This window comes from Hymenobacter qilianensis (genome assembly GCF_014489555.1).
GTDB lineage: Bacteria > Bacteroidota > Bacteroidia > Cytophagales > Hymenobacteraceae > Hymenobacter > Hymenobacter qilianensis.
In genome coordinates this window covers 4185244-4200307 of record NZ_CP060784.1, presented here as the reverse complement: position 1 = coordinate 4200307, position 15064 = coordinate 4185244, and the positions used below count along the sequence as shown (strand labels likewise).

At 52.9% G+C, this 15064-nt stretch carries 14 protein-coding genes and 2 pseudogenes; 5 read left to right on the top strand and 11 right to left on the bottom strand.

Annotated elements, in window-relative coordinates:
• Positions 1–10: 10 nt before the first annotated feature.
• The 8 genes and pseudogenes from H9L05_RS18995 to H9L05_RS18965 all read right to left on the bottom strand — a co-directional run bounded on the left by H9L05_RS18995 (position 11) and on the right by H9L05_RS18965 (position 6695).
• Positions 11–712 carry an SDR family oxidoreductase gene (locus H9L05_RS18995; protein ID WP_187732236.1) on the bottom strand — a complete coding sequence of 234 codons (702 nt, stop codon included), beginning with the start codon at positions 710–712 and terminating at the stop codon, positions 11–13.
• Between the two features lie 207 nt (positions 713–919).
• A complete protein-coding gene (gene rsgA, locus H9L05_RS18990; protein WP_187732235.1) occupies positions 920–1846 on the bottom strand; it encodes a ribosome small subunit-dependent GTPase A in 927 nt (308 codons plus the stop codon).
• A gap of 21 nt (positions 1847–1867) precedes the next feature.
• Positions 1868–2308 carry a 3-deoxy-D-manno-octulosonic acid transferase gene (locus tag H9L05_RS26480; protein WP_317175022.1) on the bottom strand — a complete coding sequence of 147 codons (441 nt, stop codon included), beginning with the start codon at positions 2306–2308 and terminating at the stop codon, positions 1868–1870.
• Positions 2248–3129, bottom strand: coding sequence for a 3-deoxy-D-manno-octulosonic acid transferase (locus H9L05_RS18985; RefSeq protein ID WP_317175021.1), 882 nt, complete (start codon positions 3127–3129; stop codon positions 2248–2250). The genes H9L05_RS26480 and H9L05_RS18985 overlap by 61 nt, the downstream gene beginning before the upstream one ends.
• 196 nt (positions 3130–3325) lie before the next feature.
• Positions 3326–3966: pseudogene (locus H9L05_RS18980) on the bottom strand (redoxin domain-containing protein).
• A gap of 125 nt (positions 3967–4091) precedes the next feature.
• On the bottom strand, positions 4092–4574 hold the full coding sequence (locus tag H9L05_RS18975) for a Fur family transcriptional regulator (RefSeq protein ID WP_187732234.1): 483 nt from the start codon (positions 4572–4574) through the stop codon (positions 4092–4094).
• Between the two features lie 152 nt (positions 4575–4726).
• Positions 4727–5500, bottom strand: coding sequence for an enoyl-CoA hydratase-related protein (locus tag H9L05_RS18970; RefSeq protein WP_187732233.1), 774 nt, complete (start codon positions 5498–5500; stop codon positions 4727–4729).
• Positions 5501–5528: 28 nt separating this feature from the next.
• Positions 5529–6695 carry an amino acid kinase family protein gene (locus H9L05_RS18965; protein ID WP_394368448.1) on the bottom strand — a complete coding sequence of 389 codons (1167 nt, stop codon included), beginning with the start codon at positions 6693–6695 and terminating at the stop codon, positions 5529–5531.
• 270 nt (positions 6696–6965) lie between these two features.
• Here H9L05_RS18965 and fbp point away from each other — a divergent pair, with 270 nt between their 5' ends.
• Positions 6966–7997 (top strand): class 1 fructose-bisphosphatase, encoded by a 1032-nt coding sequence (fbp, locus tag H9L05_RS18960; RefSeq protein ID WP_187734343.1) that lies wholly within the window; start codon positions 6966–6968, stop codon positions 7995–7997.
• Between the two features lie 179 nt (positions 7998–8176).
• Here the strand turns inward: fbp and H9L05_RS18955 are convergent, their stop codons facing one another.
• The 3 genes from H9L05_RS18955 to yihA form a co-directional block, all read right to left on the bottom strand.
• Positions 8177–8701: a DUF5606 family protein gene (locus H9L05_RS18955; RefSeq protein ID WP_187732232.1), complete on the bottom strand. Its 525-nt coding sequence runs from the start codon at positions 8699–8701 to the stop codon at positions 8177–8179.
• Positions 8702–8730: 29 nt separating this feature from the next.
• Positions 8731–9150, bottom strand: a complete 420-nt coding sequence (locus H9L05_RS18950; RefSeq protein WP_187732231.1) for a TonB family protein — start codon at positions 9148–9150, stop codon at positions 8731–8733.
• Between the two features lie 61 nt (positions 9151–9211).
• Positions 9212–9829 carry a ribosome biogenesis GTP-binding protein YihA/YsxC gene (gene yihA / locus H9L05_RS18945; protein WP_187734342.1) on the bottom strand — a complete coding sequence of 206 codons (618 nt, stop codon included), beginning with the start codon at positions 9827–9829 and terminating at the stop codon, positions 9212–9214.
• Positions 9830–10354: 525 nt separating this feature from the next.
• Between yihA and H9L05_RS18940 the strand changes: the two genes are divergently transcribed.
• From H9L05_RS18940 to H9L05_RS18925, 4 genes and pseudogenes are all read left to right on the top strand, one after another.
• A complete protein-coding gene (locus H9L05_RS18940; RefSeq protein ID WP_223284569.1) occupies positions 10355–12601 on the top strand; it encodes an OmpA family protein in 2247 nt (748 codons plus the stop codon).
• 130 nt (positions 12602–12731) lie between these two features.
• Positions 12732–13456 (top strand): annotated as a pseudogene (ubiE, locus tag H9L05_RS18935) (bifunctional demethylmenaquinone methyltransferase/2-methoxy-6-polyprenyl-1,4-benzoquinol methylase UbiE).
• A 26-nt stretch (positions 13457–13482) separates the two neighbouring features.
• A complete protein-coding gene (porT, locus tag H9L05_RS18930) occupies positions 13483–14184 on the top strand; it encodes a type IX secretion/gliding motility protein PorT/SprT (RefSeq protein WP_187732229.1) in 702 nt (233 codons plus the stop codon).
• An 89-nt stretch (positions 14185–14273) separates the two neighbouring features.
• Positions 14274–15023, top strand: coding sequence for an SDR family NAD(P)-dependent oxidoreductase (locus H9L05_RS18925; protein ID WP_187732228.1), 750 nt, complete (start codon positions 14274–14276; stop codon positions 15021–15023).
• The last annotated feature ends 41 nt before the right edge of the window (positions 15024–15064 follow it).

Sequence of the window (15064 nt, the reverse complement as noted above, 5' to 3'; positions counted from 1 at the left end):
ACACTGCTTTTTAGAAGGGGTTGGTAGCCCACACGTTCAACTCAGTGATAAAGCCGCGGTCGTCCATTTCGAGGGCTCCTTTAATAGCGGAAGCAATTTCTTCGCCGCGTAGCTTGTTTGGTTGCTCAGGTCGTTCCTGTCGCTCTTTGCTGCCAAAAGCGGTGGTCACTTCGCTCGGATTTACCAGTATGACGCGCACATTATACTTGCGCAGCTCGCTTTGCCAGCATTGCGTCATGCCACGCAGGGCAAACTTAGAGGCTACATAGATAGAGCCGCCCTCGTAGCCTTTAGTGGCGGCCGAGGAGCCAATATTGATGATCGTGCCGGACTTTTGCTCCATAAACAGCTTGGCAGCTTGCTGGGCCATCAGCGCGGCACCCACAATATTGGTATCGTGCACCCGCTGAAAATCTTCGGGCGTAATGTCAACCAGCTTTTTGCTCGTGCCCACGCCCGCGTTGTTGATCAGACAATCTAAGCGGCCGAACTCTGCCAGAAACTCCTCATAGGTGCGCTGCACATCGGCGGGCTTACTGACATCAGCCGTGATACCGAGGGCGCCTAACTCGGTGGCGGCGCGCTTCACGGTAGCTGCCGTACGACCGGTAATAGCCACTTTAGCGCCATGCTGAACTAACATTTTGGCGGTAGCGTAGCCGATGCCCAGCGTACCGCCGGTAATAAGAAAGGTGGAGTTTTGGAGCTGCATAAGTTCTGTTTATAACAAACTGATAGTGAGGTTGAAGTGCGGTAAAGACGCAATAGTTGGAGTCTCGTCGTTGCAGTCATTACGCAAATGAGCAAGGTGTAAGCTGTTCAACGACGAGACTCCAACTGTTGCGTCTCTACCGCGTTATACGGCTCTTAAGCAGCTCTACGTAAACTTTCGACGTTTACTTGTAGCTGGTTTGTTATACTAATGCCGGTTGTCCTGCCCGGCCAGCATACTCAAGTAGCTATCGTAGCGCGGCAGCGCGATACGGCCTTTGTCGACGGCTTCGCGCACAACGCATCCGGGCTCGTGCACATGCTGGCAGTTGTGGTAGCGGCACTGATTCAGCAAAGCGCGCATTTCGGGGAAGAAGTGCGCCAGCTGAGCCGGCGGAATATCAACCAGGCCAAGCTCTTTGATCCCCGGCGTATCGATCAGGTAAGTGCCCTCGCGCACTTCCAGCATCTCGGCAAACGTGGTAGTGTGCACGCCTTTATCCGAGAACTCACTGATCTCGGCTGTCTTAAGGTCCAAATCAGGCACCAGCGCATTGATAAGCGTACTTTTGCCCACGCCCGAATGACCTGACAGCAGTGTTACTTTGCCATCAAGCAGGGCATCGACCGCCTCCAGGCCTTCGCCCGTTTCGGCGGAGCAGCGCAAACTGGGGTAGCCCGTGCGCTGGTACATATTCGAAATCTGATCCTGATAGCCCGACAGATCGTCGTCGTAGAGGTCGGTTTTATTGAAGATGAGCGTTACCGGAATGCTATAAGCCTCGGCGGTTACCAGAAACCGGTCAATGAAGCCAAACGAGGTAGCCGGCGACACCAGCGTAACAACTAGTAAAGCTTGGTCGAGGTTGGCGGCTACAATGTGGGCATGCTCCGTTTTATGCACCGAGCGGCGAATGATGTAGTTGCGACGCGGCTCAATGTGATGAATCACGCCGGCGCCTTCCGTTTGCTCTTCTACCGTAAACTCAACCTGGTCGCCTACGGCCAAGGGGTTGCTTACTTTCAGGCCTTTCTGCTTGAATTTGCCACGCAGCCGACAGCGGTGCAGCACCCCAGTGCCATGCTCGCGCACCAGATACCACGAGCCGGTTGATTTGATAACGGTGCCAGTCATGTGGGAGTGCTTGATTACGAATTAATTAACAACAGCTACCACGTGCATTTTAGCTAGCGCTGCCATGATCTTGGCAGTAGCTCCAGCCTGCTGGTGCACATACTCCAGGCTCATATCCTGCACGCGCAGCCGAACCTCATTCTGGTGCCATAGCAGGCCAAACGCCGTTTTCAGTTCATCCGCCGTATGCACGGGAAAAGCGGCGCCCATCTCTACCAGATCCACGGCTTCCTGAAACTTGGTATAGGTAGGCCCGAAAAACAGGGGCAAGCCAAAGGCCGCCGCTTCCAGCGTATTGTGTAGCCCTTTGCCAAAAGCCCCCCCGATATAGGCGTAGGTGCCAAAACGGTAGAGCTGGCTCAGCAAACCTACGTTGTCCATGAGCAGCACGCGTGCTTGGGCTACGGTAGCCGGCGTGGCCGTGGAGTAGCGCGCCACGCGGCCGGGCAGCGTCGCTTCCACCAAAGCCAGATTGGATTCGGTGATTTCGTGGGGGCAAATATGAAGCGCATCTCCTCCTGATACTGGCGCAGCAGGGGTGTGAGGGCCGGCAAATCTTCGGGCCAGTTGCTGCCTGCAATGAACACCGGCGCGCCATCGGCCACGAAAGCTTCCACTAAAGGCAGGGGCTTGGGCGAAGCCAGCGCCGTGCGCACCACCGTATCGAAGCGGGTATCGCCGGCCACGCTGGCCTGCCGGATTCCGATAGTGCGCAGCAGCTCAACCGACGCCTCATTCTGGGTGAAGATGTGCGTGAAACGGCTGATGATTTTGCGGAAAAAAGCCCCCCAGGGTTTGAAAAACACTTGTTGAGGCCGAAAAATAGCCGACACACATACCACCGGCACCCGACGGCGCTGAAGCTGGGTCAGGAAGTGATACCAGAACTCGTACTTCACGAACACGGCTAGCTGTGGGCGCACCGCGTCGAGAAAGGCACGGGCGTTGGCGGCGGTATCGAGGGGCAGATAGAACACATAATGCGCGCCGGGCCACGATTTGCGCACGTTGTAGCCGGATGGCGAGAAGAACGTGAGCACAATTTTGAAGTGCGGGTGCTCTTGCGCAAACGCCTCCATAAGTGGTCGGCCCTGCTCAAATTCGCCCAGGGAAGCGCAGTGAAACCATACCAAGGGCGCCGTTTCGCCCTTCAGCGTCTGCTGAATATGAGGCAGCAAACCACGCCGCCCGCTCAGCCATTGCTCCGCCTTGGGCACAAATGATGCGACCAAGCGCAACAGCAAGGCATAGGTTTGGAGAGCAAGATTATATAGAAAAAGCAATGAATTAGTTATCAATGATGAAGAGAAGTATACGCTAAGCTGCTCAGGGTCAGCTTCTGTGCACTGCCTTTGGCTTATGCAGCCATGGGCCGGCTGCTAAGCGGGGGCAAAATTACAGCCTTCTGGTTAGGCATTTGCAAAAAAGCTCCGACCAAGTGGTCAGAGCTCATGCTGGTTATTAATAAGTACCTTAAAATTATTGGGTGACGCCCTGTTTGCTAAGATGGTCAAATACGTCGATGCGGGTTGCAAACACACCTTCCTGGCCTTCTGTCCAGTTGGCCGGACATTGTTCGCCCTTCACCTCATAATACTGTAGGGCACTTACCATGCGCAAGGCCTCATCAATGTTGCGCCCCAGCGGGCCATCATTGACAAGCTGATGGCGCACAATACCATCTTTATCAATCAGGAAAAGAGCCCGATACGCGACGGGTGAGCCAATAAAGGTCATTTCGCCGGTTTCGTTGTAGTCGTAGTGGCCGCCGAGCACGTCGTAATTGGCGGCGATGGTTTTGGTAACATCGGCAACCAGCGGATACGCGACGCCCTCGATTCCACCGTTTACGCGTGGCGTTTTGAGCCAGGCAAAGTGCGAAAAGTGCGTATCGGTGGAGCAGCCCACCAATGCTACGCCCTTCGACTCAAACTCAGCCAGTTTGTCCTGAAAGGCAAGGAGCTCAGTAGGACAAACGAAGGTGAAGTCAGCGGGATAAAAGAAAAAGACAACATGCTTTTTGCCCAGATACCGATCAAGGGAAAACTCTTCTTCGAATTCACCATCAATAACGGCCGTAGCCTTGAAAGAGGGGCACGCTTGCCAACTAAAACTGCCATGGAAATGCTATTAAACGGGTGAAATAGGGTGAACGTAAAAGACTGGTACGTTGCCTAAAGTCGCATTTCGTCCTAACGTGCAGCTTTGGCAGCTTTGCTATACGCTAAGTTGAAGCTGGGGGCAATTATTGTTGCTCGTTTGTCGGATCGGCCCGCTCGCCGGTAATGTGCAGAGAGAAGGAGCGAGGCCGAAAGTTCTGAAAGCCACGGGCTTCCAGGAATTCCCGAATTAGCGCATCCAGCTGCGGGTCGCAGTAGTCAATTATTTCCTGCGTGTTCGAGCAATACAAGTGGTGATGGGTCGAGCAGTCGGCATCGTAGCGGCGGCAAGCACCTTCAGCCGTGGGCACACGCTTGCAAAGCCCCACTGTTACGAAGCTGTCCAGGGCCTTGTACACGGTGCCCAGCGACACGGTAGCATCATGGGTAAGCACCTGACGGTGTACCTGTTCCGCTGTTGGGTGGCCCTTCGCTACTACCACTCTTTCCAGAATGAGCAGACGCTGACGCGTAGCCCGCAGGCCCGCCTTGGTTAGCCGGTCGCGCAGCCATTGGCGGGTAGGAGCCGTTGGCAATGAAGCATCAGTGGGTTCAGTCGAAGTGCTCACAGAAAGAATGGGTTCTTCTTAAGTGTTGCCTTAATAAGGTATGCAAGGGCAATATTGTTCGCTGGGGGGCAAAAATGTGAGGCTGATCTACGGCTGTGTAAGGTTGCAAGTAAAGCAGCGCCAAATGTCAGTTCTACTTACTGTATGCGCTACTAGCGCCCCTTAAAATCGGCCGGACGCTTTTCCACGAAGGCAGCCATTCCTTCTTTCTGATCTTCGGAAGCAAACGTCATATAGAAGTTTTTGCGCTCAAAGTGCAGGCCTTCATCCAGATGCGTCTCAAACGCCCGATTCACCGACTCCTTGGCAAGGCGCGCCGCTACCGGCGACATCTGCGCAATGCTGGCCGCCAACCGAAACGCTTCTTCCAAGTATTGCCCCACTGGCACCACCCGATTTACAAGGCCGTGGCGCTCGGCTTCCAGGGCCGAAATCGGCTGGCCGGTAAGCACCATTTCCATGGCCCGCGCCTTACCCAATGCCCGGGTAAGCCGTTGCGTGCCGCCCGCGCCCGGCATTGTACCGATCCGGATTTCGGGCTGCCCAAACTGCGCCGTTTCCGAAGCCACAATCATGTCGCAGGTCATGGCCAGCTCGCAGCCGCCGCCCAATGCAAAGCCCGAAACGGCCGCAATCAGCGGCTTATGCGTCTTCCGAATCTGGTCCCAGGTACTGAACTGGTCGATGGTGAGCATATCAATGGCCGTACGCCCTGCCATCTGCTTGATGTCGGCGCCGGCCGCGAAGGCTCGCTCGCTGCCAGTTAGCACAATAACGCGGACGGTATCGTCGGCGCACAGCTCTTTCAGGGCAGCAGCTACTTCCTGCATAAGCTGCAAATTCAGGGCATTGAGCTCTTTCGGGCGATTAAGCTGAATGAGGGCTACTTGCGGACGTGCGGCAGGCGTTACGGTTATGAATTCCATGTGGGGGGTGGGATGGGTTGGGGTAAAGTTATTTTATGAATTCATTCAAACCTCCCCGCGAGACAAACTGGAAAGTAAGGCGGGTACGCTGTTCCAGCAGCAGCTCGCGGCCGGTAGTGAGGCGTTGGATGCTGGCCGGGTCGTAGTTTTTGATGGTGTATAGCTCCAGCTCCGTGTTGTAGTGAATGGTAAACTGGTCGCGCAGGCGATCCAGCAGCTTGTCGAGACGGTAAGCGGAAAAGTCGGTGCAGACGGAGAAGGAAATGGCCGAGTTCTGCATCAGGTTAATCTTGAGCCGCACCTGAGCCAAGGCACCAAAAATCACCTCCAGGTTTTCCTCCGAAATAAAGGTGAGATCTTTCGATTCGAAGGAAATGAGGCACTGATTGGTTTTGCGAATAAAAGCTGGTGCCAAAGCCGCGTGTCGGCAGTCGCCAATGCGGGTTCCTTCGGCCATAGGGTCCACAAACGACTTCACATACAGCGGAATATGCTGCACCGCCAGCGGCTTGATAGTTTTGGGGTGAATAACGGAGGCGCCGTAGTACGCCATTTCAATAGTCTCCTGGTAGCTGATTTCCGGGTAGCGCACTGTATCAGCAAAGATTTTGGGGTCGGCATTGAGCAGGCCGGCCACGTCTTTCCAGATTGTAACGGACTCCGCGTGCAGGCAATACGCAAAAATAGCGGCCGTGTAGTCGGAGCCCTCGCGGCCGAGTGTGGTGGTAGCGCCACTAGCCGTTCCGCCCAGAAAACCTTGCGTCACGACGGGGCCAGTTAGCAGGAGGCGGGGTACTTCATCACGAATATTATATTCGGTGGTGGGCCAATCGAGACGGCCTTCGCGCCAGGTGTGGTCGGTGCGAATTAGGGGCCGGCAATCAAGCCAGTGCGCCCCCAGCGCCTGCGCCACGATGCTGGTGGCCAGTAGCTCGCCATAGCTCACAATCTGGTCGTATTGCCGGTCGTAGTCGGCGGGAGTGAGGGTGGTGAGCTGGGCGCTGAGCTGGGTCAGAAGGGTTTCCAGCTGACTCGCCTCCGCGTCATCAGTGCCAATTTGCCCCCCAGACTCCTGCCGTAGCTCCGTTGCCACGTTTTGGTGGTACTCGCGCAATACGGCGAGCGGAGTGTCATAATCCTGACCGGAGTGTGCCAGATGAAATATTTCCTCCAGAGCATTAGTCGTTTTGCCCATCGCCGATACCACAATCAGTAAATGACCTTGGGGGCATTTGCGCTCACAATGTGCGCCAGATTGCGAATGGCTTCGGCATCGCGCACCGAGGCGCCGCCAAATTTGTAAACCTGCAAACGATGCTTTTCCTGCATGGGCCAAAAGTACGTACTCGGCTTTAGTGATGCGAATTGTGCCCGAAAAGGTACAATTGCTGCAACTCAGCGCTTCGTAAACAATTCAAATCGCTTAGTTTTGTACACCAGACCCACGGTTATCTATCCCACCCACATGGATCATAATAAACTCGCACTTCCGGTCGGCGCCACCCTCGACCGCTTCATTATGCGCAAGCAGGAAGACTTTCCCTATGCTACCGGGGAGCTTTCTCAGCTACTGCGCGACATTGCCCTGGCAGCTAAAATCGTGAACCGCGAAATCAATCGTTCGGGCCTCATTGATATTGCCGGCGCTTACGGTAACCGCAACGTGCAGGGCGAAGATCAGCAGAAGCTGGACGTGATTGCCAATATTCGCTTTATCCGGGCCCTGCGCAATGGCGGCGAGGTGTGCACCATCGTGTCGGAAGAGGATGATGAGATGATCCAAACCGGGAATACGCAAGGCAAGTACATCGTGGCCATCGACCCGCTGGATGGCTCTTCCAACATTGATGTAAATGTATCCATCGGGACCATTTTCAGCATCTACCGGCGTATGTCGCCCACTGGCACCGATGGTACGGAGCAGGATTGCCTGCAGCCTGGCACCCACCAGGTAGCAGCCGGCTACGTTATTTATGGCTCCAGCACCATGCTTGTATATACGACAGGCAATGGGGTAAACGGCTTCACGTATGAGCCGTCGTTAGGTGAGTTTTTCCTCTCGCACCCCAACATCGTTTCGCCTAAAACGGGCACTATCTACTCTATTAATGAAGGTAGCTCCGATTCTTTCTCTGAAGGAGTCGCCGAGTTTGTGACGTACTGCAAGCAGAATAACTTCTCAGCCCGCTACATCGGCTCACTGGTGGCCGACTTTCATCGCAACTTGCTTAAAGGCGGTATCTATATCTATCCTGCCACCAAAAAAGCCCCCCAAGGCAAATTGCGCTTATTATATGAGTGTAACACGTTGGCCTTTATTGTAGAGCAGGCCGGGGGCAAAGCCAGCAATGGCCGCCAGCGCACCATGGAAATCGAGCCCAGCAACCTGCACGAGCGCTGCCCCTTGTTTATCGGCTCTACGGAGCTGGTCGAGATGGCCGAAGCTTTTTTGGCTAAAGAGCAAGCTTCAACCAATGTTGTAATCAGCTCTCACTAAGTACTGCTTTGCACATAAAAAAGCCCCCAGGTTCTTTCTGGGGGCTTTTTTATGTGCAAAAATCGTGGGGAATTGCTAAGCTTTTTTCTTAGCCTTCTTGGTCGGCTGCGTGTCATCGCCCGCTTCGGGGTTGGCTGGCTCATTCGATTCGCCTTTGGCCGGGATAATACCCGCCGTGCTCAGCGCCTCGTCAGATGCCGCTTCTTCCTGCTGAGTGCCAGCCGTGTCTGCACCTTTCGATTTGGCCTGGGGGCTTTTTTTGCGGGCTTCTCTGCTTCCTCCGTAGTGGCAGCTTCTTCTGTTGCAGGCACCTGATAGTCGAGGCGGCTGCTTACGGCATGATACCACGATACCAGCTTCTTAATATCAGACATATACACGCGCTGGCGGTCATAGTCTGGAATAATACCTTCCATGAAAGCCGTCAGGTCGCGGTCGTCAGCCTTACTGGTGAGGGCCAGGCTATTGCCGTGCTGCTGATAAATCCGGTCGAATACTTCCGTCAGGGGCACCGTCTGGTCGTAATCTTGGGTGTAAATGGAAATCTCCTGTAGGAGCGAAACCTTGTTGCGGGCTGAGGCTACCGAGCGGGCCGCCTTCTCGTCGAGCGACTCTACAATAACGCCGTTGCGGGTTGGACGCACCAAGCGGTAAAGACCCGGCATTCCGCTTATGGCGGCAATTTCCTTCAGGTCGTAGGGCATAAAAAAACAGTTGGGATGAAAAAGAAAAGTTATTCGGTGTTGCCAGCCGGCTTGTTAGCCGACAAGCGAAATACGATGGGCAAGCTAGTCAGAATCGCGTAATCGGGCTTGTTGAACTTGAGCAGGCGCACCACGCGCAGGGCCTCTTCGCCGAGGCCGCCGCCCACGCCTTTTACCAGCTTAATACCGGTCATGGTACCATCTGTATTCAGTGTAAAGCTCACAATACAAGTGCCTTGAATACGATTGCGACGGGCTAGTACTGGGTAGTTGATCTGCTTGTCGATGAAGGCATACATGGCTTCCTGACCACCTTCGTAATACTCAGCTACCGGAATAGCTTTGCCTACGCTGGTTTGGGCGGCTGGTTTAGCGGCCGGAGTTTGAGCAAAGCTCGGAACTGCACCGAATAATAAAGCCAGCAAAAAAACAAATGAGATTTTTTTCATGAAAAAAACAGATAATTACGTCGAAAAATAATATTCTCATATTGGCAATTACGAGGCCAATTTAAGAATTATCAGGGGCTTGAGCCAGTTGCTTATTTATCTCATTAATAAAACCAAGCACCTCGTCGCGGCCCGTCATATCCTCCGCCGACGTGATAAAATGACGCGGAAGCTCGTCCCAGGTTTCGCTCAGCTTACGGGTATAATCGACCACATTCTGCTGGGTACGCGAGCCCGATTGCTTATCGGCTTTGGTGAACACGAGCACAAAAGGAACGCCTTCCTTACCCAGCATCTCAATAAACTCGATATCAGGGGCGAGGGGAGGATGACGTGAGTCGATGAGCACAAACACGCAGGTCAGATTCTCGCGCTGCCGCATGTAATAGCTGATCATCTTGCTCCAGGTGGCCCGCGCCGTCTTGCTCACCTTGGCGTAGCCGTAGCCCGGCAAATCGACCAGGTACCACTCATTATTAATAAGAAAGTGATTTATTAGCTGCGTTTTGCCAGGAGAGGAGGAGGTTTTAGCTAGTCCTTTCTGATTGGTAAGCATATTAATCAGCGAGGATTTGCCCACGTTCGAGCGCCCGATAAAAGCGTATTCGGGCAGGGTGGCAGGCGGGCATTGGTCTGCACGTGAGTTACTTGTGATAAATTTTGCTTCGCGGATCAGCATGGTTTTCTCTACTCGGGTGATGCTGCAAAGGTAAGTGAAAGCCATGGCCGCACCGCTCCGTAGATTTTTGCGCTACCCTCAGAGCAATATATTACAGGTTGTAGCAGGGTTGCTTTTTTATGAAATCCAAAATATTTAGACTATTGATTTAATGCGTTTTAAAGCCGTGACAGGAATTTTTTTAATTAAATTGTATAGGATGAAGGTCGTATTATAAAATTTCTATCTTTGCCGCCAAGTACCTGCTTTTTGGATAGAAATATGCTGGTTTAATGAAACTGTTATTTGCACTTTTTTAAACGCAATGTTTAAAATGTGCATAATGCCCTCTAACCTTACAACTACATTCAAGTATAAGGGCCCATTTGACCGGAGTCATCTCCTCATAAGTAAGTGCCCTTTGCTACGTCATACTTCCTGCACTCTTTAGTATTAAACCCCCCTTCAACAATGGATAACTTAGTCAGAAGTTTATTGAAAGCTTCTTGCGCCTTCGCTCTTGCCGCTGCTGTAGCTCAGCCCGCAATGGCTCAGGGCACCCGCAAGCAACTCAAGACTGCGAATAAGTTCTTTTCTCAAGAGAACTACCGAGCTTCTATTCCTTTTTACGAGCAGGTACTAGCCGCAGAGCCAAACAATGCGCTTGCTCTGTTTCGGGCTGGTGTTTCATACATGTCGTTTGACAAGGAAAAGGCAAGCGACTACATTTATAAGGCGCAGCGCCTGAAGCCAAAGGTTTCTAAAGACGTTGAGTACTGGTTGGGCCGCGTAGATCACCTTAACTATAACTTCGACGAGGCCATTACGCACTACCAGACGTACAACGCTACGCTGAAGCAAAAAGACACGCGCAAAGCGGAACTGGCTCAGCTGATTCAGCACAGCAAAAACGCGAAGGTTCAGTTCAGCACCCCAAAGGACATCTTTGTCAAGAACCTAGGACCTACAATCAACACGATTCACTCCGAGCACAGCCCAGTTATTTCGGCCGATGATAAAGTACTACTTTTCACTTCCCGGGGCGAAAATGTAACCGGTGCCAGTTCTGGCAATAGCAAAAAAGGCGGCAATCTAGCGTCCGACGGCGAATACTTCGAGGACATCTTTGAAGCGAAGCGCATCAGCGACGACGAGTGGGAAAAGCCACGCTCGCTCAGCGGTGTTCTTAATGGTAAAGGCCACGACGCATCCATTCAGGTGTACGACAACGACACCAAGATGCTGATGTATCGTCAGGATGAGAATGGTGACCTTTTTTATTCCGAGAAAGCAGGAGGCGACTGGACTCCTCCTAAGAAGCTGAATGGTAACATCAATACCAGCGCTTTCGAGTCGGACGCTTATATCACGCCAGATGGTCAGACGATGTATTTCTCTACGGGGAAATACTCTGAGGATGGTACCCTTGATATCTACGTGTCTACTCGTTCTGGCAATGGAGATTGGGGTAAGCCTAAGCCGGTAACGGGCATCAACACCAAGTATGATGATGACAGCCCTTACCTGAGCAAGGACGGTAAAACAATGTATTTCAGCTCACGTGGCCTGAACACCATGGGTGGCTACGATATTTTCAAATCTACCTACGACTCAATCGGTCGTAAGTGGGGCCGGCCCGAGAACATGGGCTATCCTATCAACACGCCTGACGATGATACATACTACCGTTTGAGCCCAGATGGCACGTATGCTTACTTGTCGAGCTACCGCATTGGCGGCTACGGCGAGAAGGATATCTACACCATCAACTACATCAAGAATGCCACTATTCGTGGTAAAGTGTTCAGCTTGCGCGACAGCACCATTATTCCAGGTGTAGAGCTGGTATTCAGTGGCGCTCAGGCTGACCAAACCGCTCTTAGCTACCGCGATGTAACGAAGCCCGGAACAGGTGATTATCAGGTAAGCGTCCTGTCAGGCCGCCCTTATCAGGTTGCTGTATCGGTAGATGGTAAGAACATCATCACCGAGGAGTTCCAAGTACCAGTAGCCATCAACGACTCTACTATCGTTGAGAAGAACTTCTACGTGCCTTACGTGGATAGCTCCAATGTTTATGCTTTCAAGAAGATCTTCTTCGAAACCGATAAGTACGCTCTGCGTCCTGAATCTATCACGGAGCTGGACCGAATTGCCAGCATCCTGAAGGCTAACCCTGGCGTAAATATTTCGGTGGAAGGCCACTGCGACTCGCGCAATACGGACGAGTACAACATGACCCTCGGCGACAACCGCTCGACGGCTGCTTACAAGTACTTGCTGCGTAAAGGCATCTCTGATGCTCGTCTCGTAACAGCCAGCTATGGTGAGCGTCGTCCGGCTGCTCCAAACGATTCACCTGAGAACATGCAACTTAACCGTCGGGTTGAGTTCCGCGTAATTCAGCGTGAAGGCGAGCCTGCTCCTGCCTTGAACACAGGTAACAGCACTACCACGACAGACGCAGGCACTACGCCAACCAATTCTCAGTCTGTAGTCCCAGCAACTGCTGCACCAGCTGCTCCGACGACAACTGATTCTACAGCTACTACTACGACTACCGACACTTCTGCTACTGCTGCTCCTATGGGGACTGCGTTGCCAGATGGTAAAGCAAAGGTTAAAACTGCTGACGGCACCACGATCAAGACGAAAGTGGATGACGAGAAGGTGAAAATTAAGACGGAGTCACCCAATGGCGAAGAGTCGAAAACCAAAGCCAAAAACGGCGAAATCGACTCGAAAGTGAAAGACGCTGATGGCAAAACTAAAGTGAAGACCGACAACGACTAATCGGCTTTCCAGTACCCCTAAAAACGGGTCGGGCATTACGCTCGACCCGTTTTTTTTCAACATAATGCCCCCAGCGCGTTATGTTTGAGCAATTTTGCCCCCCTTCCTTCGTTGTTCGCCCCAGAGCCCTATGACCGTTGTACCCTATAAAGATGATGCTGCCGGCAAGAAGTCGCAGGTAGCCCAGATGTTTAACAGCATCGCTGGTAAGTATGACTTCCTGAATCACTTCCTGAGCGCTGGCACCGATATCTACTGGCGGCGCAAGGCCGTGAATCAGTTGAAAGAGTTGCGCCCGACGCGCATTCTGGATATTGCCACGGGAACGGCCGACTTTGCTATTGAGAGCCTGCGTCTGTCGCCGGAAACACAGGTGACCGGCGTTGATATCTCGGAGGGCATGCTGGAGGTGGGGCGGCGCAAACTGGTTGACAAGGGCCTATCGCACCGTATTCAGCTCGAGCTAGGCGATTCGGAAAGCCTGCCTTTTCCAGATAATCACTTCGATGCGGTGACGGCTTCGTTTGGAGTGCGTAATTTTGAAAACCTTAAGCAAGGGCTCGCTGAAATGCAGCGGGTATTGCGGCCGGGGGCAAAATGGTGATTCTGGAGTTCTCCAAACCAACTGCCTTTCCGCTTAAGCAAGCGTATAATTTCTATTTTCGGCGCGTACTGCCCGTTTTTGGTAAGCTCATTTCCAAAGACCGCGCTGCCTACACGTACCTGCCCGAATCGGTGCAGGCTTTTCCCGATGGTCCTGACTTCCTGTCTATTTTAACGCAGGTTGGTTTCAAAAATCCCGCATGGCAACCCCTCACGTTCGGCATAAGCTCCATTTACACAGCTCAAAAATAATTTGTCTGGCTCTCGTCGGGTTCGTTTTGCTGCTGCTGCCACTAAGTGCAGAGGCGCAGCGAAAGACCCGCGCCAAAATTGGTAAAAGGGGAAATATTAAGTCTATCACGGTTGATAACCTAGCAGATTACGACAACCGGTGGTTTCACCCTGGCTTTTACGTTGCCCCCAATTTTTCGAGCTACAGCATTGAGCAGTCGCAAGCGTATGTAGGCAGCCAAGCAGTAACGGCCAACTCTATTATTAGCCCCGGCTTTTCGGTTGGTTTCGTGGGTGATATACGCTTGGCCAACCATTTCAACTTGCGTTTTACGCCGGGAGTGAGCTTCATCACGCGTCGTGTGGAGTTTAAGCCCTTGCTCACCAGCGATTCCATCCAGACCCAGGAAATAGGAACCACGCAGCTGGAATTCCCGCTTTTGTTGAAGTTTCACTCGGACCGGCGGCGCAATACGCGGGTGTATGTGGTGGGAGGCGTGAAGCCGAGCTTTAACGTGGGCAACCGCCGCAAAGACCCTGAGCGCAACCTGCTCCGCACCGATGATAGCGACATTGCCATTGAGTATGGTGTCGGGCTCGATTTGTTTTACCCGCTGTTTAAGTTTGCGCCTGAGCTGCGCTTCTCCCACGGTTTGACAAACCTATTTCAGCCCGGCGACAACGTGTACAGCCGTAGCCTACAAAGCATGCGTGCTCACACAGTTACTCTATATCTCACTTTTGAATAAATCAATAGTCCAAAAAGCCCCCCAGTGCCTGTTTTCGTGCTCTGGGGGCTTTTTTCTTGTTTCGGACTTCCATATTAGTACAGCTTAACATGAAAACTGCTTTTATCACGGGTGCTTCTTCGGGAATTGGTCGTGCGACGGCCGTAGCGCTGGCACAGGCTGGTTTCCAGCTCGTTGTGACGGGGCGCCGCCGGGAACGGCTAGAGGAATTGGCGCAGCAGCTGGCACCTACTCCTGTGCACCTGCTGCTCTTTGATGTGCGCGACCGTGCGGCCACCGATGCAGCCGTGTCTAGTCTACCTTCTGATTTCCGGCAAATAGATGTGCTCGTCAATAATGCCGGGGGTGCTCATGGCTTGGCGCCCATTCAGGATGGCGACCCCGACGATTGGGATCAGATGCTGGACAGCAATGTGAAAGGCTTGCTCAACGTGAGTCAGGCTATTTTGCCCAGCATGGTACAGCGCAAGCAGGGCCATATTATCAATATTGGCTCGATTGCCGGGAGCGAAACCTACGCCAATGGCAATGTGTATTGTGCCTCCAAAGCGGCCGTGGCAGCGCTTTCTAAAGGCATGCGCCTTGATTTGCTGCCCCACCACATTCGAGTAGCCGAGGTCAATCCGGGGGCGGTAGAAACTGAGTTTTCGACAGTTCGCTTCAAGGGAGATACAGACCGCGCCAGCAGCGTATACAAAGGCTACGAGCCCCTGCGGCCCGAAGATGTGGCGGATGTCATTCAGTTTATGGTAACGCGCCCACCCCACGTAAACATCGCGGAAGTTTTGCTTTTGCCAGCAGCCCAGGCAGCCGCTACTACTATGCGCAAAGAGTTGTAAGCTTCTGATTACATGAAAAAAACTGATAAAAAGCCCCCCAG